The organism is Flavivirga aquatica, from assembly GCF_001747085.1.
Taxonomy (GTDB): Bacteria; Bacteroidota; Bacteroidia; order Flavobacteriales; family Flavobacteriaceae; genus Algibacter_C; species Algibacter_C aquatica.
The window spans coordinates 235,724-259,540 of sequence record NZ_MDJD01000007.1 but is presented as its reverse complement, the minus strand read 5'-3'; the positions used below and the strand labels follow the sequence as shown (position 1 = coordinate 259,540).

Genomic DNA, 23,817 nt, shown 5'->3' with positions numbered 1-23,817 from the left:
CAAAGTAGAAGTTTTAAAGGTTAAGCGTGAATTTAAGTATCTTGCCAGAACTTAATAATTTACTATGAACTGGGAACAATTACTATCCTTAAAGCGTTTTGGAGATACTAATAAACGTATAAGAAAAGAACAAGATGAAACTCGATTAGGTTTTGAGGTAGACTATGATCGTATTATTTTTTCTTCAGAATTTAGAAGTCTTCAAGATAAAACACAAGTTATACCGCTATCGCAAACAGATTTTGTACATACGCGATTAACACATAGTTTAGAAGTTAGTGTTGTGGGGCGTTCTTTAGGGCGACTTGCAGGGAAAAAAATATTAGAAAAATATCCTCATTTACAAAATGTACATGGCTACCAACCTAATGATTTTGGAGCTATTGTAGCATCTGCAGCTTTAGCTCACGATATAGGAAATCCGCCTTTTGGGCATTCAGGAGAAAAAGCTATTGGTGAATTTTTTAAAACAGGAGAGGGTAAGCAATTTAAAGATAAACTTACAGATAAAGAATATCAAGATTTATGTGATTTTGAAGGTAATGCAAATGGTTTTAAAATATTAACTGAAAGTAGAGAGGGGCGTGATGGTGGATTACGTTTGAGTTATGCAACTCTTGGTACGTTTATGAAGTATCCAAAAGAATCACTTCCAAAGAAACCAACAAAACATATAGCAGATAAAAAGTATGGTTTTTTTCAATCCGAAAAAGATGCTTTTATAGATATAGCTAATGAATTAGGTTTGTTAAAAAGAGGTGATGATGATTTGAGTTTTTCTAGACACCCACTGGCTTTCTTAGTAGAAGCGGCAGACGATATTTGTTATACTATAATTGATTTCGAAGATGGTATTAATCTAGGACTAATCCAGGAAGAATTTGCACTTGAATATTTAATTAATATAGTAAGAGATAAAATTAAAACTGAAAAATACCATGCGCTTAAAAGCAAGGAAGATCGTTTAAGTTATTTAAGAGCTTTGGCTATTGGAACGCTAATAGATGAAGCTGTAGATATATTTATGAAACATGAAGAAGCTATCTTAAGTGGTGATTTTGATTGTGCATTATTAGATAAAAGTAAATATGAAGCTCAAATAAAAGATATTATAAAAATAAGCGTAGAACAAGTTTATCAAAGTAAAGACGTTATAGAAAAGGAGATAGCAGGATATAGTGTGATAAATACATTATTAAGTACATATACAAGAGCTGTAAATAATTGTTTTGAGGGGATTGCTTCAAATTATGATAAACTGATAATGAAAAGTTTACCTCGCCAAATGATTTATAATAATCAAGCTAGTTTATATAAGCGTTTATCAAGTGTTTGTTATTATATATCTTTGCTTTCTGACAGTAAAGCAATATTAACCTACAAAAAAATGAAAGGTTTTGATTTTGTTTGAGACTAATTAAATCCTTATTTTTAAATTTAACCCAATATACAGTGAAGAAAACCTTATTAAGTATCTCATTATTAACATTAATCATCGCTTTAGCATGTATTTTAAATACTCCTAAGGAAGATGTAGTTAGTAATCTAAAAGCTAAACATAATGAGTTTTTAGATAAAAGTCCATTTAAATTAAATAAAAATTTATCAAAAAAAGAAAAATTTGAAATGGGATTACCTCCCAATAGATATCTTTCAAGAGAATGGGAGCTTACAATGAATCCTGAAATTGGAAGGCCTACACCAGAAAATATTAGCAAAATTCGAAAACAATTAGGGTCTAGTTTAACAGCTAGAGTGCCAGGAGATAAAGCGAGTAATATATGGATAGAAAGAGGACCTAATAATGTAGGTGGTAGGGTGAGAGCTTTAATGTTCGATCCTAATGATAATACAAACGAAACTGTTTTCGCAGCAGGAGTAAGTGGAGGATTATGGAAAAACATTAATATAAGTTCATCTTCATCAACTTGGACAAGAGTAAATATTCCAGAAAACCTTAATATTTCTTGTATGACTTACGATCCTACAAAGCCTAATGTTTTTTATGTAGGAACGGGCGAGTCTTATGTTGGCGGTGATGTAAATGGAGATGGTCTATGGCAATCTACAAATGGAGGCACAAGTTGGTCTAGAGTATTTGGAGGTGTTACAGGAGAAACAAAATTTGTTACAAATGCAAAACTTACAGTAAATTCATCTAGTTTAATTACAGGAGAATACCAATTAGCACGAGCTAATTTTGGACCGTCATTAACATCTGTTACAGGAGATCTTGTTTTAGTAAACGACGGTGTCGATACGGTAATAGATGGATGTACTGTGTTAACTAATGGAGCTGAAATCAACGGTAATATTGCTGTTGTAGAAAGAGGTAGTTGTTCTTTTGTAGCAAAAGTGAAAAATGCTCAAGATGCTGGTGCTGTAGCTGTATTAGTTGTTAATGATAGAGTAGGTCCACCATCAGCTCTTGGAGGGGTAGATGGAACGGTTACTATTCCTTCTGCAATGATTTCTAGGGATGCTGGGCAAGCTTTAATCACACAGTTAGGAAGTGGAGTTAATGTGACTATAGAAGCAGTATCTTCTTCGCCTGTAGCCTCAGGGTATTTAACGCCAGGTATTCATCATATTAACGATGTTGAAGTAAGAGACATAGGCGGAGGAAATAGTGAAGTTTATGTAGCTGCAGCATCATCTAGATATACAGATGGTTCTCCTAGTTCATTATTTGGAGTTGAGGAATATGGTTTGTATAGATCTTCATCTAATGGAAATACATGGTCTAAACTTGTATTACCATTAACATCAGAAGGAGCTGTGTATACACCAAACGATATAGAAATTGGTGCAGATAATACAATATGGATTGCTACCACAAGGAATACTTCAGGTTTAGGAGGCGGTGTTATTTTATCTTCTACTAATGGAACATCATATAGTATTGAAAAAACAATACCAAAAGGAAGAAGAACTCAAATAGCAGTATCAAAATCAAACCCAGGAAGAATTTATGTTTTGGTAGAACTATCAGAGAGTACTAATGCTGTGCAAATTATTAGAACCAATGATAAGTTTAATAGTGAAGAAGATTTGCCTTTACCAGATGATGTAGATATAAATATACCAGCTACAGATTTTACAAGAGGACAAGCATTTTATAATCTGGTTATAAAAGTAGACCCTACGAATGATAACAATGTATTTTTAGGTGGAATAGATTTATTTGAAAGTAATGATTCAGGTGATACATGGAAACAAATGTCTAAATGGTCTAATAACAATGATTTACGTGCTTTAAGAGAGCCATTGGTTCATGCAGACCATCACGCTATAACTTTTGGTAAAGGAGATGTAACTAAAATGCTTTTTGGAAATGATGGAGGTGTGTATTATAGTAACAATTCAGGAGTTTCAATTAATAGAAGAAATAGAGGGCTAAATGTAACGCAGTTTTATACTGTTGGTGTGGCTCCAACATCAGCAATTAGTGGTGATTATTTTTATGCTGGAGCTCAAGATAATGGGACTCAGTTTTTTGAAAATTCAAATTCAGGAATAGACTCTTCAGTAATAAATCCAACTGGAGGTGATGGTGCTACTACATTAGTAGATCAAGATGGGAGTGATACATATTTTATTTACAACTCTGTTTATAATGATAGAATTACGAAAAGAGAGTATCCATCTGGTGTTGAGATTGAAGTAAATAGAGAAAATTTGAATAGAGGTGATTTTATTAATGAAGGAGAATTAGACTCTAATTTAGATATTCTATATACAAATTATTCAGAAGGATCAGATTTTCAAATAAGGAGATATGATTTAAGCGGGGCGAGTATTCTTAAATCAATTTTATCTGATAATTTAATGAATTCTAGTCCAACAGCTTTTAAAGTATCTCCATTTACAAAGTCATCTACTGTATTATTAGTTGGTCTTGAAAGAGGAAAGCTTTTAAAAATTACTGGCGCTAATGGAAGTTCTCCTGTTTGGACCGAAATTGGAGATGGCAATTTTATTGGTAGTATTTCTGATATTGAGTTTGGTCAAACAGAATCGGATATATTTGTAACTATTCATAATTATGGAGTAGAAAATATTTGGTATAGTGATGATGCAGGTACTTCATGGGAAGTTAAAGAAGGCAATCTTCCTGATTTACCAGTTAAAACTATATTGCAAAACCCATTAAATCTTGAAGAAGTGCTTGTAGGTACAGAACTAGGTGTTTGGTATACTAATGATTTCTCATCTACAGATCCAACATGGAGACGATCTTTTAATGGGATGAGTAATGTGAAAGTAACCGATTTAGATCTTAGAGATGATAATACTGTTTTTGCAGCTACTTATGGAAGAGGAATCTTTTCAGGAAAATTACTGTCAAAAACATTAAGTATTGATGAAAATAACGAAGAAGCAGTTTCTCAAATTAAAGTATATCCAACAGTATCGAATGGTGATTTTAAAGTATCTGCACCTATTGATATTAAAAAAGGAACTCTAAATATTTTTGATTTAAATGGTAGAGAAGTTTATGCATCAAAAGTTGATTTTAATAGTGGTTCAAGTTTAGATATATCTCTTAATGTGTCAAGTGGTATTTATGTTATTAAATTTATGTCTGAAAAAAGGAAACCATATACACATAAAGTTATTATTAAATAGGAATCAATAATAGAATTTATTTAAACAAAAAGAGGAAAGCCTAAGCTTTCCTCTTTTTGTTTAAATATTTGTCTCTTTCTAAAATAGCTTTACATCAAAATATTATTTATATATTGAGTTAAGTTTTCTACATCTAAACCGATAGTTTGTTGTAACTGGATTACGTTGCCGTGTTCAATAAATGTGTCAGGAATACCTAATACTTTAATGTTATTTTTATAATTATGAGTTGAAATAAATTCTAAAATAGAGCTTCCAAAACCCCCTTTTATAGTGTTGTCTTCAACAGTAATAATTGTATCATGATGTTTTAATATATTATGAAGTAAAACGTGATCTAAGGGTTTTATAAAGCGCATATCATAATGTGCAATAATATTTGAATTATCACAATTTTTAATTGCATGACTAATATTTTTAGCTATAGTTCCAATGCTTAAAATAGCGATATGTTTTCCGGTTTTTAATAAAACACCTTTGCCTATTTCAATTTTAGAAAAAGGCTGTTTCCAATTTATAGTAATGCCTCTTCCTCTTGGGTAACGAATGGCGATAGGTAAATCTAGTCCTAATTGAGCGGTGTACATAATGTTGCGTAATTCTATTTCATTTCTCGGAGCAAAAATGATAAGATTAGGAATGCAATTTAAATAGCTTAAATCAAAAACACCATGGTGTGTTGCTCCATCTTCACCTACTAACCCTGCACGATCCAAACAAAAAACTACAGGGAGTTTTTGTAAGGCTACATCATGAATAATTTGGTCATAAGCACGCTGTAAAAAGGTGGAGTAAATATTGCAAAAGGGAATTAATCCTTGTGCGGCCATACCTGCAGCTAAGGTTACAGCATGTTGTTCTGCAATACCAACATCGAAAGCACGGTCGGGAATCTCATCCATCATATACTTTAACGAGCTTCCTGTAGGCATAGCAGGGGTAATGCCTACTATGTTTTTATTTTTTTTTGCTAGCTCTACAATGGTACGTCCAAAAACATCTTGATATTTAGGTGCTTGTTCAATTTTATTTTTTGGAATTAAATTACCGGTATTAGCATCAAACTTACCTGGAGCGTGATATTTAACTTGGTTTTCTTCAGCTTGTTTTAAGCCTTTGCCTTTAGTTGTAATGATGTGCAAAAACTTTGGGCCTTTAACTGTTTTTAGTCTATTTAATTCTGAAATTATACGATTTAAATCATGTCCATCTATGGGGCCTGAGTAGTCAAAATTTAGGGCTTCAAATATATTGTCTTGTTTTTGAGTACCTTTTTTAACGTTGGTTAAATATTGTTTTAATGCTCCAACACTGGGATCTATACCGATAGCATTGTCGTTTAAAATAACTAGTATATTTGCGTTGGTGACTCCAGCATGATTTAAGCCTTCAAAAGCCATTCCGCTAGCAATACTTGCATCTCCAATAACAGCTACATGATGTGTGTCTTTTCCTTTTAGTTGTGATGCAATTGCCATTCCTAAGGTAGCAGAAATGGAAGTAGAAGAATGACCAACACCAAAAGTGTCGTATTCACTTTCTTCTCGTTTAGGAAAACCGCTAATACCTCCAAGGCGTCTATTGGTATGAAAATTATGTTTTCTTTCGGTTAAAATTTTATGTCCATAAGCTTGATGTCCAACATCCCAAATAAGTTGGTCTTCGGGAGTATTAAATACATAATGTAAAGCAATCGTTAATTCAATAACGCCTAAACTAGCACCTAAATGGCCTTCTTTAGTAGCGACTATATTAATAATGAATTCGCGAAGTTCTTTTGCAAGTTGAGGTAAGTCTTCTTGTTTTAAAAGACGTAATTCTTTTGGGGAATTGATATGGTATAATATTGAATTTTGCACACCACAAAAGTACAAGATTTTATTGTTCTTCTATTTGAAAAATAACTAGGTAAGACTATATATTATTTTAATAGGCTTTCCATTTTGTTCTTCGGGTATAAATTTGGTAAAAGATTAATGACTTGTATGGCTTCTTTATCTAACTTAAGGTGAGGTGCTCTCGCTTTAATATATAAAACCATTTGAAATTGTATTTTTGTTTTTATGATAGAACCATTTGATGATACCTATTTTATGAAGAAAGCACTTCAAGAAGCTGAGGCTGCTTTTGAAAAAGGAGAAATTCCTGTAGGTGCTGTTATCGTTATTGATAATAGGATTATAGCTAGGGGGCATAATTTAACGGAAACATTAACAGATGTCACTGCTCATGCCGAAATGCAAGCCATTACAGCTGCAGCAAATTTTTTAGGAGGTAAATATCTTCAAAAATGTACCTTGTATGTTACTTTAGAGCCATGTCAAATGTGTGCAGGTGCATTATATTGGAGTCAGATATCTAAAATTGTCTATGGAACTAGAGATATGGAACGTGGTTGTATAAATTTAAAAACAAAGTTACACCCCAAAACTATAATTACTGGAGGTGTAATGGAAGAAGAGGCTTCAGGGCTTTTAAAACGTTTTTTTATTGAAAAGCGAAATTTAAATTAAGAAGATATCTGTTTGCTTATTATTGTGCTTTTATAGGTTTTATAGCATAAAATTGATTAATTTATAAATAGTTGTATTAAAAATATGAATACAATAATAATTGTAGGTTTTTAACTACAAATTGTTCTTAATCTTGCTTCTTGTAAGTAAAATAAGTAGTTTTACTTTGTAACTATTTAAGAGCATCTATATGGTTTTGAAAAATACTATAATTATTTTTTCGTTTGTATTTTTGAATATAAATAAGTTATCATCACAGTCCCAGAATTATGGAACGATTGACTATAATAAGGCAATTAATATTTCTGGAAAACAAAGAATGCTTTCACAGAAAATGGCAAAAGCATATTTGTTACTTACTAAGGGGGTAAATAATGAAAAAATAAAAAGAGAACTTAATTCTAGTAAGTTTATTTTTAAAAAACAGTTAGAGATTTTAAGAGAAAATGCGACTAGTTCATCTGTAAAACTGTATATAAAAAATGTTGACAAGCTTTGGGAAGCGTTTAAAATATTAATAAGTTCGCCTGTGAATTTGAATGATTCTGAAAGGATAATGAAATTAAACTCTAAGCTATTAAGTGCATGTCACGAGTTAGTAGAGAGTATTGAAGCGAGGTCAAATTATGACAACCGTTTTTTTGAAAATAATAATCAAGAATTAATGAAAATCATTAATGTATCTGGTAAACAACGCATGTTATCTCAAAGGCTTTGTTTATATTATACAGCTATAACTATGTTTCCAAAAGATAAAACCGAATATCAGGAAATATTAGGTCAAGTTTTTGATGAGTTTGATGGTGTTATAGGGTACTTATTAATAAATGGTTATAATACGACTGAATCTGAAGAGGAACTAGGGGCAGTCATGGCTATGTGGGAAAAAATTCAATCTAATAAAAAAGGATTTTTAGATGGAGAATTTGATTTAGAAGATGTTTTTAATGTTACTAATGATTTAACAAAAAGCTTTAATAAAATAACTGGAATTTATGAGATAGTTTCTAAAACCTATTAAGTATAAAACAACGAATGATAGTTATTTTGTAATTAAACTTAGCGTGATTTCTGCGATAGTGATTGAAGTGGCATCCTTTTTTGAGGTAGGAGAAAAAGATATAACGGAAAGCACGGTTTATTTTGGTTTTTCTGCCAAAATAAAATTGCCATATAAATAATTTGTTTAATTAGTAATGGTATAAAATGAAAAAATCCCAAGCAATAATGTTTGGGATTTAGTTTTATATATAAAAGGGAAGCAATCGTTTTATGTTTAAGAACGATTAACTATTTTTTTAGTATCTGTAATGCTCAGGTTTATATGGACCATCTACAGTTACACCAATGTAGCTAGCTTGCTCTTCACGAAGTTCTGTTAATTCAACACCAATTTTAGCTAAGTGTAATTTTGCTACTTTCTCATCTAAAGCTTTTGGTAACATATATACTTCGTTTTTGTAAGCGTCTGCGTTATTCCAAAGTTCTATTTGAGCTAAAGTCTGGTTTGTAAATGAGTTGCTCATTACAAAACTTGGATGTCCTGTAGCACAACCTAAGTTTACTAAACGACCTTCAGCAAGGATAATAATATCTTTTCCATCGATAGTATATTTATCTACTTGAGGCTTAATTGTGTTTTTGGTATGACCATAGTTTTCGTTTAACCAAGCCATATCAATTTCATTATCGAAATGTCCAATGTTACAAACAATGGCTTTGTCTTTTAATGCTTCAAAATGACGACCTTGAACAATATCTTTATTTCCTGTGGTTGTAATAACAATATCTGTATTACCAATTACAGTTTCTAGTTTTTTAACTTCAAAACCATCCATGGCTGCCTGTAAAGCACAAATAGGGTCAATTTCTGTAACAGTAACTATACTTCCTGCACCTTTAAAAGAAGCAGCAGTACCTTTACCAACATCTCCATAACCACAAACAGTTACTCGCTTACCTGCAAGCATAAGATCTGTAGCACGACGTATAGCATCTACAGCACTTTCTTTACAACCGTATTTGTTGTCGAATTTAGATTTTGTTACAGAATCGTTTACGTTAATTGCAGGCATAGGTAATGTTCCATTTTTTACACGCTCATATAACCTGTGAACTCCTGTTGTTGTTTCTTCAGATAAGCCATTAATTCCAGCTGCTAGTTCTGGGTATTTATCTAAAACCATATTTGTTAAATCACCACCATCATCAAGTATCATATTTAATGGTTGTTTGTCTTCTCCAAAAAATAAAGTTTGCTCGATGCACCAATCAAATTCTTCCTCAGTCATGTCTTTCCATGCATAAACAGCAGTACCAGCAGCAGCAATTGCGGCGGCAGCTTGATCTTGTGTAGAGAAAATGTTACAAGAACTCCAAGTTACTTCTGCTCCTAAAGCTTGTAATGTTTCAATTAAAACAGCTGTTTGAATAGTCATATGCAAACATCCAGCTATTCTTGCTCCTTTTAGAGGTTGTGAATTTTTATATTCTTCACGAAGACTCATTAGTCCAGGCATTTCAGCCTCAGCTAATTCTATTTCTTTTCGTCCCCAATCTGCAAGCTTTATATCTTTAACTTTACTTGCTACGTAAGGAGTTGTTTTTGTGCTCATAATTAATTTTTATTTTTGTTAAAATCTAAACATGATTGGTTTAGTTCTTAAAATACTTAAATTCGCGTGTTAAAAACGCCAAATTATTTGGCTGTGCAAAGATAACTAATAACTTTTAGAATATTAAATGCCACTTTATAAAACCATTACTCCAAATTCGAAAACTATTGTTAAAATATGGAAGATTACTGAATCTTATAATGATTTAATGGAGACGGTAAATCTAAAACCAGAAAATTTAGAACGTGTTCTGACGATGAAAAGTGAATTACACCAACGTGGGTTTTTAAGTGTTCGATGCTTATTAGAAGAGTTTGGCTACAATGATGATGATTTATTTTATGATGAAAATGGAAAACCTTATTTAAAAGATAATAAACAAATTTCTATTACGCATTCATTTAATTTTTCGGCAGTTATAGTAAGTGATGTTATAATTGGTATTGATGTTGAAAAACAACGCGATAAAATTAGTGTTATAGCTCATAAATTTATTGACTACGAGTTTAATTATTTAAATAAAGATGCCGAAGATTATATTAAAAAATTAACAGCTATTTGGTGCGTGAAAGAGTCGTTATATAAACTATTTGCAACACCTGGGCTTAGTTTTAAAACACATTGTTTAGTTATTCCTTTTGAAATATGTGATGATGAAACTATTGCATGGATTGATTATGATGGAAAAAAATACCGTTACAATATTCATTTTATAGAATTTGAAGGGTTTACTTGTGCATACGCTATTGCTTAACATGGAATATATTTTTAAAGACATAATGTCCTCAATTTGTCTACAAGAAAAGTTGCTTGCTGTTTTAATTGATCCAGATAAATTCTCTATTGAAAACATTGAAGGTTTTATAGGTAAAGTGAACAGATCTATAGCAACTCATGTTTTTGTTGGAGGTAGTACTGTTGGTGTAAATACTACAGATGTTTTAGTTGAAGAAATAAAAAAACATACAAAATTACCTGTAATATTATTTCCTGGAGATGTAACTCAAATTACAGATAAGGCAAATGCTATTTTATTTTTATCTTTAATTTCAGGAAGAAATCCTGAATATTTAATAGGTAAGCATGTTGAAGCCGTTTCGAAGTTGAGAAAAACAAATTTAGAAGTGATTCCAACTGGATATGTTTTAATTGAGAGTGGGAAAAAAACAGCTGTTGAAAGAGTTACTGGAACAAGTCCAATGTTAAGAAGTAATATTGAGTATATAGTTGATACAGCAAAAACAGGAGAATTGCTTGGAATGAAATTAATATATTTAGAAGGGGGCAGTGGCGCAATTTATCCAATTTCAAAAGAGATTGTTAGTAGGGTTAAAAAATCATTACAAATTCCATTAATTGTTGGTGGAGGTATTAGGAGTAAAAAAGAAATTGAAGAAGCGTATAGTGCAGGGGCGGATTTAGTTGTTATTGGCACAGCTTTTGAGGAAGATGAATCGTTTTTTGATGATTTAATTAAGTGAATTATTACAACATATTGACACTGTAAAGATGTTTTAACATCTAAATAAAACAAATAAAATTTTCGTTATAGTTTATTAAAAGCTTTAATAGAAGACGGAAATAAAAAATAAATTATAAATGAAAATATCTGTAGAATTAACGTTAACACCTTTACATGATGATTATGAGGCGGCGATTATTCATTTTATAAAAAAGCTAAGAGCTTCAAATTTGAAAATAATTGAAACACCATTAAGTACTCAAGTTTATGGTGATTATGATGAGGTTATGCATTTATTAACATTTGAAATAAAAGAAGCTTTTGAACTTATGGATAAAGGCTTATTATATATAAAAATTGTAAAATCTGATAGATACGATTATGAACCCCATTTTTGAGTTTTTATTTGGGCAATATTCTGGATATGAATTGAATGATGTTGTTTTAGAGGTTATTGCTGTCATTTTTGGTTTCATATCTGTTTGGTGTTCAAAAGAAAATAATGTTTTTGTTTTTCCTACAGGAATAATAAGTACTGTGATTTTTGTTTACTTGTTGTTTAAATGGGAACTACTTGGAGATATGATGATAAATGCTTACTATTTTATAATGAGTCTTTATGGTTGGTATGTTTGGACATTAAAAGTAGATAAATTAAATGTTACGCCTATTACAAGAACAGTTTCTAAAGAAAAAAAAGTTAGTACAATTATATTTTTAGTAACATTATTATTTGTTTATTTAGTTTATCAATTTTTTGATAAATGGACAAGTTGGGTAGCATATGTTGATACTATTACAACAGCAATATTTTTTGTAGGCATGTGGCTTATGGCTCGAAGAAAACTGGAACATTGGCTTTTTTGGATTGTAGGTGATTTAATATCTGTTCCTCTATATTTTTATAAGGGGTTTACATTTACTAGTTTACAATACTTAGGATTTACATTTATTGCAATTTATGGTTATATAGCATGGAAGAAAAATATAAACAGCAATTTTCGAACTGCATAAAGGTGGTATTGTTTGGTCCTGAAAGTACGGGAAAAACAACACTATCTCGTCAGTTAGCTCGACATTATAATTCTGTTTGGGTTCCAGAATATGCACGTGAATATCTTCAAAACAAATGGAATAATGAACGGAAAACTTGTGAGCCAGATGATTTGTTGCTTATTGCAGCTGGACAAATTAAACTTGAAAATGAGCTTGCTAAAAAAACAGATTCTGTTTTAATTTGTGATACGGATTTATTGGAGACAAAAGTATATTCTGAAGCTTATTATCGAGGAAGCTGTGATCCTATTTTAAAAAAATATGCAGAAGAAAACACTTATAATTTGTATTTTTTAACTTATATTGATACTCCTTGGGAAGCTGATGACTTAAGGGATAGACCAGAAAATAGAGAAATGATGTTTGAATTTTTTGAAAATGAACTAATTAAAAATAAGAGACCATATGTGCTACTTAAAGGTAATAAAAATGAACGTTTAGAAACTGCGGTTATGCATATTAACAGGTTATTAGAAAGAAAATAATGTTTTTAGAAAAAGATCAAGAACAGATAGAAGATATAGGTTTAACTATTAATAAAGTTAATGCTCAGATAACTACTATAAAATCAGGAATGACTTATTCCAATTTAGTAGAGGCGGCAACGATTGGTAATGGTATTCTTAAAATTAAGAATAATAAATCCCAAGATTATTTCATTGATTTATTTGAACAAAAACGAAATTCTATAAACATGGTGAAATTTGTACCAGCATCTGGTGCAGCTACCCGTATGTTTAAGTTTTTATTTAAATTTTTAGATGAATATAATAGATCTGACTTGCGTTTTGATGCCTATTTAAAAAGGAATAAAACACTTTGGATATTTGTTAGTGGTTTAGAGAAATTTCCTTTTTATAGAGATGTTCTTAGTCAAGTTAAAAAAGCAGTGCCTAATTATAGTGAATTGCCTTATGATGAGAAACATCGAGAGTTTATAAAAACAATGCTTTGTGAAGAGCATTTAAATTATAGTAATTACCCAAAAGGATTATTGCCATTTCATGATTATGAGACTCATGTTTCAACGGCTTTTGAAGAACATTTATTTGAAGCAGCACTTTATGCATCTGCTAATAGTAAAGCAGATTTACACTTTACGGTTTCAGAGAAGCATAAACAACAGTTTGATGAAACTTTAGAAGAAATAATTAAGAGAGTTCAAGAAAAAACGAAAATGGAGTTTAATATTTCGTTTTCTTTTCAAAAAGAATCTACAAATACAATTGCTCTCAAGGCAGATAATGATTTATATAGAAATGGAAATGATGCTTTGTTATTTAGACCAGCCGGTCATGGAGCTCTATTAGAGAATTTAAATGAGTTAGATTATGATCTTGTTTTTATAAAAAACATAGATAATATTGTTGTTTATAAACGAAATAAAAAAGTATCAGATTATAAAAAAATGTTAGCTGGTGTTCTTTTGGAAATTCAAGAACAGGCTTTTAAATTTTTAAATAAACTGGATGGTAATTCCGTTTTAGAAGAAGAAATTATTGAAATAGCATTGTTTTTGTCAAACAAAATGAATGTAGAAATTGATGATCGGTTTGATGATTTTAATATAAGAGAAAAAAGAGATTATTTATATAAAAAATTAAATCGCCCTATCAGAGTTTGTGGTATGGTTAAAAATGAAGGAGAACCAGGAGGAGGGCCATTTTGGGTAAAAGATAAGAATGGAAATATATCATTGCAAATAGTTGAATTTGCTCAGATAGATATAGATAATGAACAGCAAAATAAAATAGTTCAAAATGCAACTCATTTTAACCCAACAGATTTAGTTTGTGCAATTAAAAATTATAGAGGGGAGAAGTTTGATTTAAGAAAATTTGTAGACGACAAAGCAGCTTTTATTACTATGAAAACACAGAATGGAACAGATATAAAGGCATTAGAACTTCCTGGATTATGGAATGGTAGTATGGCATATTGGAATTCTATTTTTATTGAAATCCCTTTATCTACTTTTAATCCTGTAAAAAATGTAAATGATTTGCTAAAACTAGCACATCAAGTGTCATGATATTTAATGAAGAACTTATATTACGAGAATTAAAATTTAAAGCGATTAGTAGTTCTGGTAGTGGTGGGCAACATGTAAATAAAGTAGCATCAAAAGTAGAATTGGTTTTTAATTTATTTGAATCATCTGTTTTTAATAGTGAACAAAAAGAAAGACTACGTGTAAAATTGCAACATAGATTAACAAAAGATTTTATTCTTATTTTACAATGTGATGAAAGTAGAAGTCAACATAAAAATAAGGAATTGGTCATAAAGCGCTTTTTGAGGTTGATAAAATTTGCTTTAATTATCCCAAAAAGACGCATACCAACTAAAACTCCAAAGTCAGTTATCAGAAGGAGGTTGAAAAACAAAAGTAAGCTTTCTGATAAAAAAATAAATAGGAGAAAGCCTAATGTTGATTGAAAATAATTAACAATAAATAATTGATAATCAATAATTCGTTACTACATTTGCACCGTTCTCAAAAAGGGGTGCCCATTATTGGCTGAGATCATACCCATTGAACCTGAGCAGATAATGCTGCTAAGGGAAATAACATAAACAAAAGTATGATAAACTTTTATATGTAACAATGAGTTAAACATTCAAAACTAAACTAATAGCATAAAGAATAATAACCTCTTTTTATTCGATTGTAATATAATCGTAATGAAAAATTTATTTCTTTTTTTGGCACTACTTGTATTCTCAGTTAGTGTAAACTCTCAAGAAAATCAAGTACAACAAGATTCAACTAAAACAGAAAAATTAGACGAAGTCCTTCTTTCTGCAACTAGAGCTAAGGACAAAACACCAGTTGCTTTTACCAATATAACAAAAGTAGAATTAGAATCTGTTAACTTAGGTCAAGATTTACCAATTTTATTAAATCAATTGCCTTCTGTTGTTACAACAAGTGATGCAGGTGCAGGAGTAGGTTATACAGGAATTCGTGTACGTGGTAGCGATGCTACAAGAGTGAATGTAACCATTAATGGCATACCATATAATGATGCCGAAAGTCAAGGTACGTTTTGGGTAAATATGCCAGACTTTGTAAGCTCTGTAGAAGATATTCAATTGCAAAGGGGCGTAGGTACATCAACTAACGGTTCTGGAGCTTTTGGGGCAAGTTTAAATATAAAAACACTAAAACCTTCAAGTGAAGGATATGCCTCTACAACGAATGCTATAGGTAGTTTTGGAACTAGAAAACATAATATTAGTTTTGGTTCTGGATTAAAGAATAATTTTTATGCAGAAGGTAGGTTGTCTAATATTCAAAGTGATGGGTATATAGACAGAGCCAGAGCAGATTTAAATTCGTATTACTTAGAAGCTGGGTTTTTAAACAAAAGAACAGCGGTAAAAGCCATTGTTTTTGGTGGAAAAGAAGAAACTTACCAATCTTGGTACGGAACGCCAGAGGCTGTGGTTAATAATGATAGAGATGAGATAAAAGCATTTATTGATAGAAATTTCCCTTCAGAATCTGATACTCAAAATTTATTAAACTCTGGTAGAAGATATAATTTTTATACTTATGATAATGAAGTCGATAATTATCAACAAACACATTATCAGTTACATGTTTCGCATCAGTTTAATACTAACCTTTCAGCTAACCTTTCAGGTAATTTTACTAGAGGAAAAGGGTATTTTGAACAATATAAAGATGATGAAGAATTAGGTGATTATTTTCCAAATAGTTCTAATGCTTCAGATGAAGGAGATGTTATTAGAAGACGCTGGTTAGATAATGATTTTTATGCTTTAGTTTATTCATTTAACTATAAAAAAGACGCTTTAAACTTATATTTAGGAGGGGGTTATAATATTTATAAAGGAGATCATTTTGGTGAAGTTATATGGGATTCTTTCCCTTCTTTAATACCTATTAGAAGCAACTACTATTTTAGTTATGGAGAAAAGAGTGATTATAATACATATATAAAAGCGGAATATGATATTAGTGACAATTTATTTGCATTATTAGATTTACAATATCGAAGAGTCGATTATAAGTCAGTAGGTACTAGTTCAGATTTATTAGATATTAATGTAAAAGAAACCTTTGACTTTTTTAATCCAAAGCTGGGGTTAACTTATAAAATTGATAATTACAGTACTGTTTATGGCTCTCTTGCTATAGCAAATAGAGAACCAAATCGCGATGATTTGACTAAAAACCCAATACGTCCAAAATCTGAGCGTTTGTATGATTTTGAATTTGGTTACAAATTAAAAACATCAAACTTATATGTAATAGCTAACTTGTATTATATGGATTATAAAGACCAATTAGTTTTAACTGGTGATTTAGATGATGTAGGAGATCCTATTAGAGAAAATGTAGCAAATAGTTATAGAGCAGGAATAGAACTGCAAGCAGGTTATAAAGTGTCAGAGCAAATTAGAATAGATGCTAATGCTACATTTAGTCAAAATAAAATAAAAGAATTTGATTATGTAGTTTATGATACGCAATATGATACAAATACATTCGAAAGTGTGTCTTATGAGCCTGTTATTACTCAATTTAAAGATACAGATATTTCATTTTCGCCTAATGTTATTTTTGGAAATACTTTAACATATGCTCCAATTAAAAATGGAAGTGTTGCATTGTTGTCTAAATATGTTGGAAAACAGTATTTAGATAATACTTCTAGCAATAGAAAAAGTATAGATGCTTATTTTGTAAACGATTTAAATCTATCTTATAAAATACAGCCTAAATGGATAAAGGAAATAGCGTTTAATGTATTAGTTAATAATTTATTTGATTCAGAATATGTTTCTAATGGTTATACATATAGCTATTTTTATAGACCATTAAATTCTAACGATGCAGCTATAACTGAGAACTTTTATTATCCGCAAGCAACAATAAATTTCTTAGCAGGTATTACATTAAAATTTTAATAATAGAATTAATTAGTTCACTATAAAAGTTCTTCATTCTGGGAAGGACTTTTATAGTGAACTAATTAAAAATTAAGAGTGTATTACCATTTTTTTCAACGCGATAGTTTCTTAAACTACATTGTAAAGAACCGTTTTTTAAAGGTTCTCCAGTTACTAAGCTATACTGATTGCCATCATCACAACCACATGTACCTTCCAATCCAGAAGGGGTAAGGGCAGAACAAGAACTTGGTACGTGATTTGGGTCACTAGCATCCCAAGCAAAAAAATCTGCGCCAGTACTGGCAACAATAATACCAGCATTTCCAGCATTAGCTATGTATATAGAATTACCCGCAAAAGGAAGTTGACTATATTGAGGTAAGCTAAGGTCAATATTAACATTAACGCCAACATCTAATAAAAATTTACAATTTTTATTATCAACAGAGTTACTACTGCAAGACAATAAAATACTAAGAGATATTAAAGAAAAAAGAGATTTCATAATTCTTAAAAAATTAAAGTGCAATTTACAACAAAAAGCAAATTGAGGTAAATATTTTGTATATTTGTTATGCAATCTCGTATAAGCGAGATTTTTTTATATGCTGAACTTGTTTCAGCATCTTTTATTAAGTAAAACGATGAAGTAATGAGTAAAGTATCATACTATACACCAGAAGGGTTAAAAAAACTAAGAGGAGAACTAAAACAGCTAAAGGATGTTGAGCGTGTAAAAGCATCTAAAGCTATAGCAGAAGCTAGAGATAAAGGTGATTTAAGTGAGAATGCAGAATATGATGCAGCTAAAGAAGCTCAAGGTATGTTAGAGATGAGAATAGCTAAATTAGAAGATGCTTTAGCTGGAGCTCGTATTATTGATGAATCTCAGCTAGATAATTCTAAAGCATTAGTTTTATCAAAAGTGAAAATAAAAAATCAAACCAATGGAATGGAAATGAATTATACTTTGGTTGCAGATGGGGAGGCTGATTTGGCTTCAGGAAAAATATCGGTAAATTCGCCAATAGGTAAAGGATTGTTAGGGAAATCAGTAGGAGATGTTGCTGAAATTCAAGTGCCAAATGGGGTTATAAAATTTGATATAATAGAGATATCTAGATAACAAAAAATCCTTTCTAATTAATAGCTTAATTAAAATAAAACATTTTCCTCTAAAAATTCTTTAAAACTATTATGACTTCAATTTTCACTAAAATAATAAATGAAGAAATCCCATGTTATAAAATAGCAGAAACCGAGGGTTATTTGGCCTTTCTTGATATTAATCCTAATAGCAGGGGACATACGCTTTGTATACCAAAAAAAGAAGTTGATAAAATTTTTGATTTAGATGAAGCTACTTATAATGGTTTAATGAGTTTTTCTAGACGTATTGCGTTAGCTATAGAAAAAGCCATTCCATGTAAACGTGTTGGAATTACTGTAATAGGCTTAGAAGTGCCACATACCCATGTTCATTTAATTCCGTTACATTCTATGGAGGATGCTCGGTTTATTCAAAAGACAAAATTATCTTCGGAAGAATTTCAGGAAGTTTTAGATGCGATTAAAGCACAATTATAAGTTTGTGTAATATATTATAAGTAATGTTATAGCTATTATAATTATGATTACAGCTATAATAACAAACCAAGATGCTTTTTTTAAGTATGTTGATGACTTTTTAGGTGTAACAGCCTTTTTTTGATATTCAAATACGCGATCAATATCATCTGTCCACTGTACTGGATAAATAATAGAATGACATGTTTTACATTCTATTTCATGACTAATATCAGAGGTAATCGATTTGTAAAGTTTAGTATTTACTATTTTTTGTTTAAAAGTTAAGTGTAAACCATCATTACTGAAACATTCAGGACAATTATTTTTTAAGGCAACTTCTTTTATATTAATTAGTTTTTCAGACATAATTAGTTAACGCGTTTTAAGCTAATTTGTATTGTGGTACCTTTATCTTTTTCAGATTTTAAAACTTTTATTTTACCATTATGAAAATCTTCAATGATACGTTTGGTTAAAGATAAGCCTAATCCCCAGCCACGTTTTTTAGTAGTGTAACCAGGTTCAAATATTTTATTAAAATTCTTTTTAGAGATGCCTTTACCTGTATCTGTTACATTTACTTTTACATTGTTTTCAAATTGAAAAATTTCAACAGTAACTTTACCTCTACCTCTCATGGCGTCTATAGCATTTTTGACTAAATTTTCAATAGTCCAGCTATAAAGCTGTGTATTTAAATTTACTAGAATTTCATCATTAGGAGAAATAATTTCAAAATCTATAAGATCAGAAGATCGTGTTTTTAAATAGTCAAAGGAATCTATGGATTCTTTAACAATACCAGTTACTGATAAGGTAGGTAATGAGCCTATTTTACTAAAACGTTCTGTGATAGTTTTTAATCGATCAACATCTTTTTCTATTTCAGTAATATAATCGGGGTTTATATTTTCTATTTTTAGTATTTCTGTCCAACCAATTAAGGAAGATAGTGGAGTTCCTATTTGATGAGCTGTTTCTTTTGCCATACCAGACCATAATTTGTTTTGGGCTGCAGTTTTGTTACTTCTGTAAAAAAAGAAAACAACGGCGCTAAAAAGGAAAATAATAAGTAATAGAGCTAACGGATAATATTTTAGTTTGTTTAACAAAGGAGAATTGCCATAATAAATAGTAGATAATACTTCTCCATTATATATAACATCAATAGGTTTATACTCACTTTGAAATTTTATGATGAGATTTTTTATATAAGCAGAATCTTTAGCCTTTTCTTTGTCAATATTAATAAAATCATAACTCCCATTTTGATTTACACTAATTGCAGGTGTCGTTTTATTACTTTGTACAACTTCAATAGGTAGTTCTCCAATGTTAGCATTTAAATTACTGGTTTTGCTTAGTTCTTTTTGAGCGAAAGACCAATTTTGCATTTTTGCACGTTCTTCTTCCTTAAAAGTTTGAAAAAACACGTAAGTATTCCATAAAATAAGGGATACAATAATAAATGAAGTAGCGATGATAATCCAGCGGAGAGCATTACTGTATTTTGTAAAAATCATTAATAATTAATTTAACATGTAATATAATGTAAATCTGCTAATATTATTGTCTAAGAAGGAGGTAAATTAGTTTTTAACTCTAGCTATAGAATCGCTTTTTGTTAGATTAGATTCTGTATTCTATACATTGAATTTAGATGATGTTTTAATTCTCTTACATAATAATTTGTTTAAGTTAGATATAGATAAACTAATAATAAGGCAAGATTAAGTTTTAATGATTTTTTTAATTAGTTTTGTAGAATCTAAAGAATCTTAATGTTAACATTTGACCCAAAAACATTGTCAGTCAGTAAACTACATGCTTATTTGTTAAGTGCTGTAGCACCTAGACCGATAGCATTTGCTAGTACTGTTGATGTAGATGGAAACCCTAATTTATCACCATTTAGTTTTTTTAATGTATTTAGTGCTAATCCACCAATTTTGATTTTTTCTCCTGCACGCCGTGTAAGAGATAATACAACGAAACATACGTTGCAAAATGTTGAAGTAACAAAAGAAGTGGTTATTAATGTGGTAAATTACGATATGGTTTATCAAATGTCATTAAGCAGTACTGAGTACCCCGAAGGTGTTAATGAGTTTGACAAAGCAGGATTGACTATGTTGAAATCAGATATAGTAAAACCATTTCGTGTAGCAGAAGCACCTGTTCAATTTGAGTGTAAGGTGAATGATGTTATTAAGTTAGGAACAGATGGAGGAGCGGGAAACTTAGTTATATGTGAAGTTCTTAAACTTCATATAGATGAAGAAGTTATTGATGAAAAAGGTAGTATAAATCAAGAAAAACTGGATTTAGTGGCAAGAGCGGGAGGTAGTTATTACAGTCGTGCAAAAAAAGGTTTTTTTGAAATACCTAAGCCATTATCAACATTAGGTATTGGTGTTGATAGTTTCCCAGAACATGTTAAAAATAGTATGATTTTAACAGGTAATGATTTAGGGATGTTGGCTAATGTAGAAGCTTTGCCTACCAAAGAAAGTATTAAGGGTTTTATAGAAGAATTGGAAGTACAGAGTTCCAACATAAAAGAAATAAGCCATAGTGAAAAACATACATTGGCACGTAATTATTTAAGTTTTGGTGATGTGGAAAGTGCTTGGAAAATATTATTAAGTTAGAAAATAAAACAATAATTAACAGATATAAATAGTAGACATGGAAGTTCAAGGAAGAATAAAAATGATTGGTGAAACTCAAACTTTTGGAACCAATGGGTTTAGAAAGAGAGAAATTGTGGTAACAACCGAAGAGCAATATCCACAACACATCATGGTAGAGTTTGTTCAAGATAAATGTGATTTATTAAATAGTTATCAGGCAGGACAGCAAGTGAAGATTAGTATTAATTTACGAGGGAGAGAGTGGGTTAATCCTCAAGGAGAAACTAAATATTTTAATTCTATTCAAGGATGGAGAATTGAAGCATTACAGGCAGAGGCTTCAGGAGATAATGTTCCTCCAGTACCTCCAGCGGATGCTTTTGAACCTGCAACTAATTTAAAAGAAGAAGATCACGACGATTTACCATTTTAATTAATATAATACCTGTGAAAGCAGGGATTTTATAAAACGAACCTCAATGTTATAATTATACGTTGAGGTTTTTTATTTTTATAGAAATATTTTTATGAAGTATCTAACACAGAATATATGGTTTCCAAATGTTATAGAGGCTGCTGAGGATGGTTTGCTAGCTGTTGGAGGTGATTTATCTGTTGAGCGTTTATTGTTGGCGTATAAACAAGGGATTTTTCCTTGGTTTGAAACAGAAGAGCCTATTTTATGGTGGTCTCCAGATCCACGTTTTGTATTGTTTCCAGATAAGTTAAAAGTGTCTAAAAGTATGCGGCAAGTATTACGTAATAAAAATTATGTAGTAACAATTAATAAAGCATTTAAAGATGTTATAGGAGAATGTTCTAAAATAAAACGGAATGGGCAAAATGGAACTTGGATAACAAATAATATGATGGATGCTTACATCAAACTTCATGAATTAGGATATGCAAAGTCTATAGAAGTTTGGAATGATAATATATTGGTTGCAGGGCTTTATGGGATGGATTTAGGGAATGGTGTGTTTTCGGGAGAAAGTATGTTTACTAAAGAAAGTAATGCTAGTAAAGCAGGGTTTATTACGTTTATTCAAAATACTAATTATAGAGTTATAGATTGTCAAGTATATACTAATCATTTAGAAAGTTTAGGTGCAGAAGATATTTCTAGAGATAAATTCTTGAGTTATTTATAGTTAACGATTTCTGAAAAAGTTAGTCAGAAACGTACTATATTTGACAAGTTTTTACTCTAAGTCGTTATCAATAAAATATGAAAAACCTATTTACGTTTCTTTTACTTGTTATGTCGAGTATTAGCTCTTATTCTCAAATTGTTTTTGAAAAAGGATATTATATAAATAATGCCAATCAAAAAAATGACTGTTTAATTAAAAATATTGAATGGTATAATAACCCTACTGAGTTTGAATATAAACTTAGCGAAGATTCTAGAATTATAAAAAAAACAATTGATAATGTAAAGGAATTTGGAATAACTAATGATTTTAGATACGTAAGGTGTTTGGTAGATATGGATAGATCTAGCACTAAAATTTCTGAAATGAGTAGAAATAGATTGCCAGAGTTTAAAAAAGAAAAACTCTTTTTAAAGACTTTAATTACGGGCAAAGCGGATTTGTTTTTATATAAAGAACAGAATTTAATCAGGTTTTTTTATAGTTTAGAGGAAGGGGATCTTAAACAATTAGTTTATAAGGAGTATAGGAATTCACAAAATATTATTGTTGAAAATATAGGGTTTCAACAAGAATTATTAAATAATTTAATATGTGAGTCTATTTCAAAAAGAGATATTGAATATCTTAAATATCAGGTAAAAGACTTGGTAAGCCTTTTTAAAAAATATAATGAATGTGGAAATTCTGAAATCACGAATTATCAAAAGAAAGTAAAGAATGGAGATTTTTTTAATTTAACATTAAAGGCAGGTATAAATAATTCTAGTCTTTTTATTAAAAATTCTTCTAATATAGGTTCTGAGGTGGATTTTCAGAATAAAATTTCATTTAGAACTGGGGTGGAAGTAGAGTTTATTTTTAAGTTTAATAAAAATAAATGGTCGGTTATAGTTGAGCCTAATTATCAATCTTATAAATCTGAAAAAAGAGTACGAAATAGGGATGTTAAAGTCGATTATAAATATATTCAATTGCCCATAGGAATAAGATATTATATGTTTTTTAATAAAAACTCTAAACTCTTTTTAAATGGGGCTTTGGCTACTAACTTTAATTTGAATTCTACTGTAGGTAACCTAGATGTGGAATCGGTAAATAATAATCTGAATTTGGGATTAGGTTATAAGTATAAGAATAAGTATAGTTTAGAGTTAATATATGCGACAGAATCTAATTTGCTAGAAAAGTATGTTTATTGGAACTCTGATTACAATAATGTTTCTGTAGTTTTTGGTTATACCATTTTTTAGATAGAAA

General features: G+C 30.3%; 23 protein-coding genes. 18 read left to right on the top strand and 5 right to left on the bottom strand.

The window, feature by feature from the left end; genetic code table 11:
• Positions 1-64: 64 nt before the first annotated feature.
• Both A8C32_RS01860 and A8C32_RS01855 read left to right on the top strand, forming a co-directional pair.
• Complete coding sequence (locus tag A8C32_RS01860; RefSeq protein ID WP_069828750.1) at positions 65-1,411, top strand: deoxyguanosinetriphosphate triphosphohydrolase; 1,347 nt, start codon at positions 65-67, stop codon at positions 1,409-1,411.
• A 41-nt stretch (positions 1,412-1,452) separates the two neighbouring features.
• On the top strand, positions 1,453-4,629 hold the full coding sequence (locus tag A8C32_RS01855) for a PA domain-containing protein (protein WP_123803298.1): 3,177 nt from the start codon (positions 1,453-1,455) through the stop codon (positions 4,627-4,629).
• Between the two features lie 89 nt (positions 4,630-4,718).
• Here the strand turns inward: A8C32_RS01855 and dxs are convergent, their stop codons facing one another.
• Complete coding sequence (dxs, locus tag A8C32_RS01850; protein WP_069828748.1) at positions 4,719-6,488, bottom strand: 1-deoxy-D-xylulose-5-phosphate synthase; 1,770 nt, start codon at positions 6,486-6,488, stop codon at positions 4,719-4,721.
• Positions 6,489-6,692: 204 nt separating this feature from the next.
• Between dxs and A8C32_RS01845 the strand changes: the two genes are divergently transcribed.
• Together A8C32_RS01845 and A8C32_RS01840 are read left to right on the top strand one after the other, a co-directional pair.
• Positions 6,693-7,142 carry a nucleoside deaminase gene (locus A8C32_RS01845; RefSeq protein ID WP_069828747.1) on the top strand — a complete coding sequence of 150 codons (450 nt, stop codon included), beginning with the start codon at positions 6,693-6,695 and terminating at the stop codon, positions 7,140-7,142.
• A 190-nt stretch (positions 7,143-7,332) separates the two neighbouring features.
• Positions 7,333-8,163, top strand: coding sequence for a type IV pili methyl-accepting chemotaxis transducer N-terminal domain-containing protein (locus A8C32_RS01840; RefSeq protein ID WP_069828746.1), 831 nt, complete (start codon positions 7,333-7,335; stop codon positions 8,161-8,163).
• A 277-nt stretch (positions 8,164-8,440) separates the two neighbouring features.
• Here the strand turns inward: A8C32_RS01840 and ahcY are convergent, their stop codons facing one another.
• Positions 8,441-9,757 (bottom strand): adenosylhomocysteinase, encoded by a 1,317-nt coding sequence (gene ahcY, locus A8C32_RS01835; protein WP_069828745.1) that lies wholly within the window; start codon positions 9,755-9,757, stop codon positions 8,441-8,443.
• A 127-nt stretch (positions 9,758-9,884) separates the two neighbouring features.
• Between ahcY and A8C32_RS01830 the strand changes: the two genes are divergently transcribed.
• The 8 genes from A8C32_RS01830 (at position 9,885) to A8C32_RS01795 (ending at position 17,216) form a co-directional block, all read left to right on the top strand.
• Entirely contained in the window at positions 9,885-10,511 is a 627-nt protein-coding gene (locus tag A8C32_RS01830; protein ID WP_069828744.1) for a 4'-phosphopantetheinyl transferase family protein, read from the top strand.
• A 1-nt stretch (position 10,512) separates the two neighbouring features.
• Positions 10,513-11,238: a phosphoglycerol geranylgeranyltransferase gene (locus tag A8C32_RS01825; RefSeq protein ID WP_069828743.1), complete on the top strand. Its 726-nt coding sequence runs from the start codon at positions 10,513-10,515 to the stop codon at positions 11,236-11,238.
• Positions 11,239-11,356: 118 nt separating this feature from the next.
• Complete coding sequence (locus A8C32_RS01820) at positions 11,357-11,617, top strand: thiamine-binding protein (protein WP_069828742.1); 261 nt, start codon at positions 11,357-11,359, stop codon at positions 11,615-11,617.
• On the top strand, positions 11,601-12,233 hold the full coding sequence (gene pnuC / locus A8C32_RS01815; RefSeq protein ID WP_069828741.1) for a nicotinamide riboside transporter PnuC: 633 nt from the start codon (positions 11,601-11,603) through the stop codon (positions 12,231-12,233). Before A8C32_RS01820 ends, pnuC begins: the two co-directional genes overlap by 17 nt.
• Entirely contained in the window at positions 12,194-12,760 is a 567-nt protein-coding gene (locus A8C32_RS01810) for an AAA family ATPase (RefSeq protein WP_069828740.1), read from the top strand. Before pnuC ends, A8C32_RS01810 begins: the two co-directional genes overlap by 40 nt.
• On the top strand, positions 12,760-14,307 hold the full coding sequence (locus A8C32_RS01805; RefSeq protein WP_069828739.1) for a DUF4301 family protein: 1,548 nt from the start codon (positions 12,760-12,762) through the stop codon (positions 14,305-14,307). The genes A8C32_RS01810 and A8C32_RS01805 overlap by 1 nt, the downstream gene beginning before the upstream one ends.
• A complete protein-coding gene (arfB, locus tag A8C32_RS01800; protein WP_069828738.1) occupies positions 14,304-14,714 on the top strand; it encodes an alternative ribosome rescue aminoacyl-tRNA hydrolase ArfB in 411 nt (136 codons plus the stop codon). Before A8C32_RS01805 ends, arfB begins: the two co-directional genes overlap by 4 nt.
• Before the next feature lie 246 nt (positions 14,715-14,960).
• Positions 14,961-17,216 (top strand): TonB-dependent receptor, encoded by a 2,256-nt coding sequence (locus tag A8C32_RS01795; protein WP_069828737.1) that lies wholly within the window; start codon positions 14,961-14,963, stop codon positions 17,214-17,216.
• A gap of 61 nt (positions 17,217-17,277) precedes the next feature.
• Here the strand turns inward: A8C32_RS01795 and A8C32_RS01790 are convergent, their stop codons facing one another.
• Positions 17,278-17,706: a Rieske (2Fe-2S) protein gene (locus A8C32_RS01790; RefSeq protein WP_069828736.1), complete on the bottom strand. Its 429-nt coding sequence runs from the start codon at positions 17,704-17,706 to the stop codon at positions 17,278-17,280.
• A 147-nt stretch (positions 17,707-17,853) separates the two neighbouring features.
• Here A8C32_RS01790 and greA point away from each other — a divergent pair, with 147 nt between their 5' ends.
• Together greA and A8C32_RS01780 are read left to right on the top strand one after the other, a co-directional pair.
• Positions 17,854-18,327, top strand: a complete 474-nt coding sequence (gene greA / locus A8C32_RS01785; RefSeq protein ID WP_069828735.1) for a transcription elongation factor GreA — start codon at positions 17,854-17,856, stop codon at positions 18,325-18,327.
• 71 nt (positions 18,328-18,398) lie between these two features.
• Entirely contained in the window at positions 18,399-18,788 is a 390-nt protein-coding gene (locus A8C32_RS01780; protein ID WP_069828734.1) for an HIT family protein, read from the top strand.
• Here A8C32_RS01780 and A8C32_RS01775 read toward each other — a convergent pair.
• Together A8C32_RS01775 and A8C32_RS01770 are read right to left on the bottom strand one after the other, a co-directional pair.
• Positions 18,783-19,136 carry a hypothetical protein gene (locus A8C32_RS01775; RefSeq protein WP_069828733.1) on the bottom strand — a complete coding sequence of 118 codons (354 nt, stop codon included), beginning with the start codon at positions 19,134-19,136 and terminating at the stop codon, positions 18,783-18,785. The two genes, A8C32_RS01780 and A8C32_RS01775, sit on opposite strands and share 6 nt — an antisense overlap.
• 2 nt (positions 19,137-19,138) lie before the next feature.
• A complete protein-coding gene (locus A8C32_RS01770; protein ID WP_069828732.1) occupies positions 19,139-20,293 on the bottom strand; it encodes a sensor histidine kinase in 1,155 nt (384 codons plus the stop codon).
• A gap of 258 nt (positions 20,294-20,551) precedes the next feature.
• Between A8C32_RS01770 and A8C32_RS01765 the strand changes: the two genes are divergently transcribed.
• The 4 genes from A8C32_RS01765 (at position 20,552) to A8C32_RS01750 (ending at position 23,810) form a co-directional block, all read left to right on the top strand.
• The gene (locus tag A8C32_RS01765; RefSeq protein ID WP_069828731.1) at positions 20,552-21,421 is read left to right on the top strand and encodes a flavin reductase family protein; all 870 of its coding nucleotides are present in this window, start codon (positions 20,552-20,554) and stop codon (positions 21,419-21,421) included.
• A 37-nt stretch (positions 21,422-21,458) separates the two neighbouring features.
• Positions 21,459-21,836 (top strand): DUF3127 domain-containing protein, encoded by a 378-nt coding sequence (locus A8C32_RS01760; RefSeq protein WP_069828730.1) that lies wholly within the window; start codon positions 21,459-21,461, stop codon positions 21,834-21,836.
• Positions 21,837-21,930: 94 nt separating this feature from the next.
• Positions 21,931-22,554: a leucyl/phenylalanyl-tRNA--protein transferase gene (gene aat / locus A8C32_RS01755; protein WP_069828729.1), complete on the top strand. Its 624-nt coding sequence runs from the start codon at positions 21,931-21,933 to the stop codon at positions 22,552-22,554.
• A gap of 77 nt (positions 22,555-22,631) precedes the next feature.
• A complete protein-coding gene (locus A8C32_RS01750) occupies positions 22,632-23,810 on the top strand; it encodes a porin family protein (RefSeq protein WP_069828728.1) in 1,179 nt (392 codons plus the stop codon).
• Positions 23,811-23,817 lie beyond the last annotated feature (7 nt).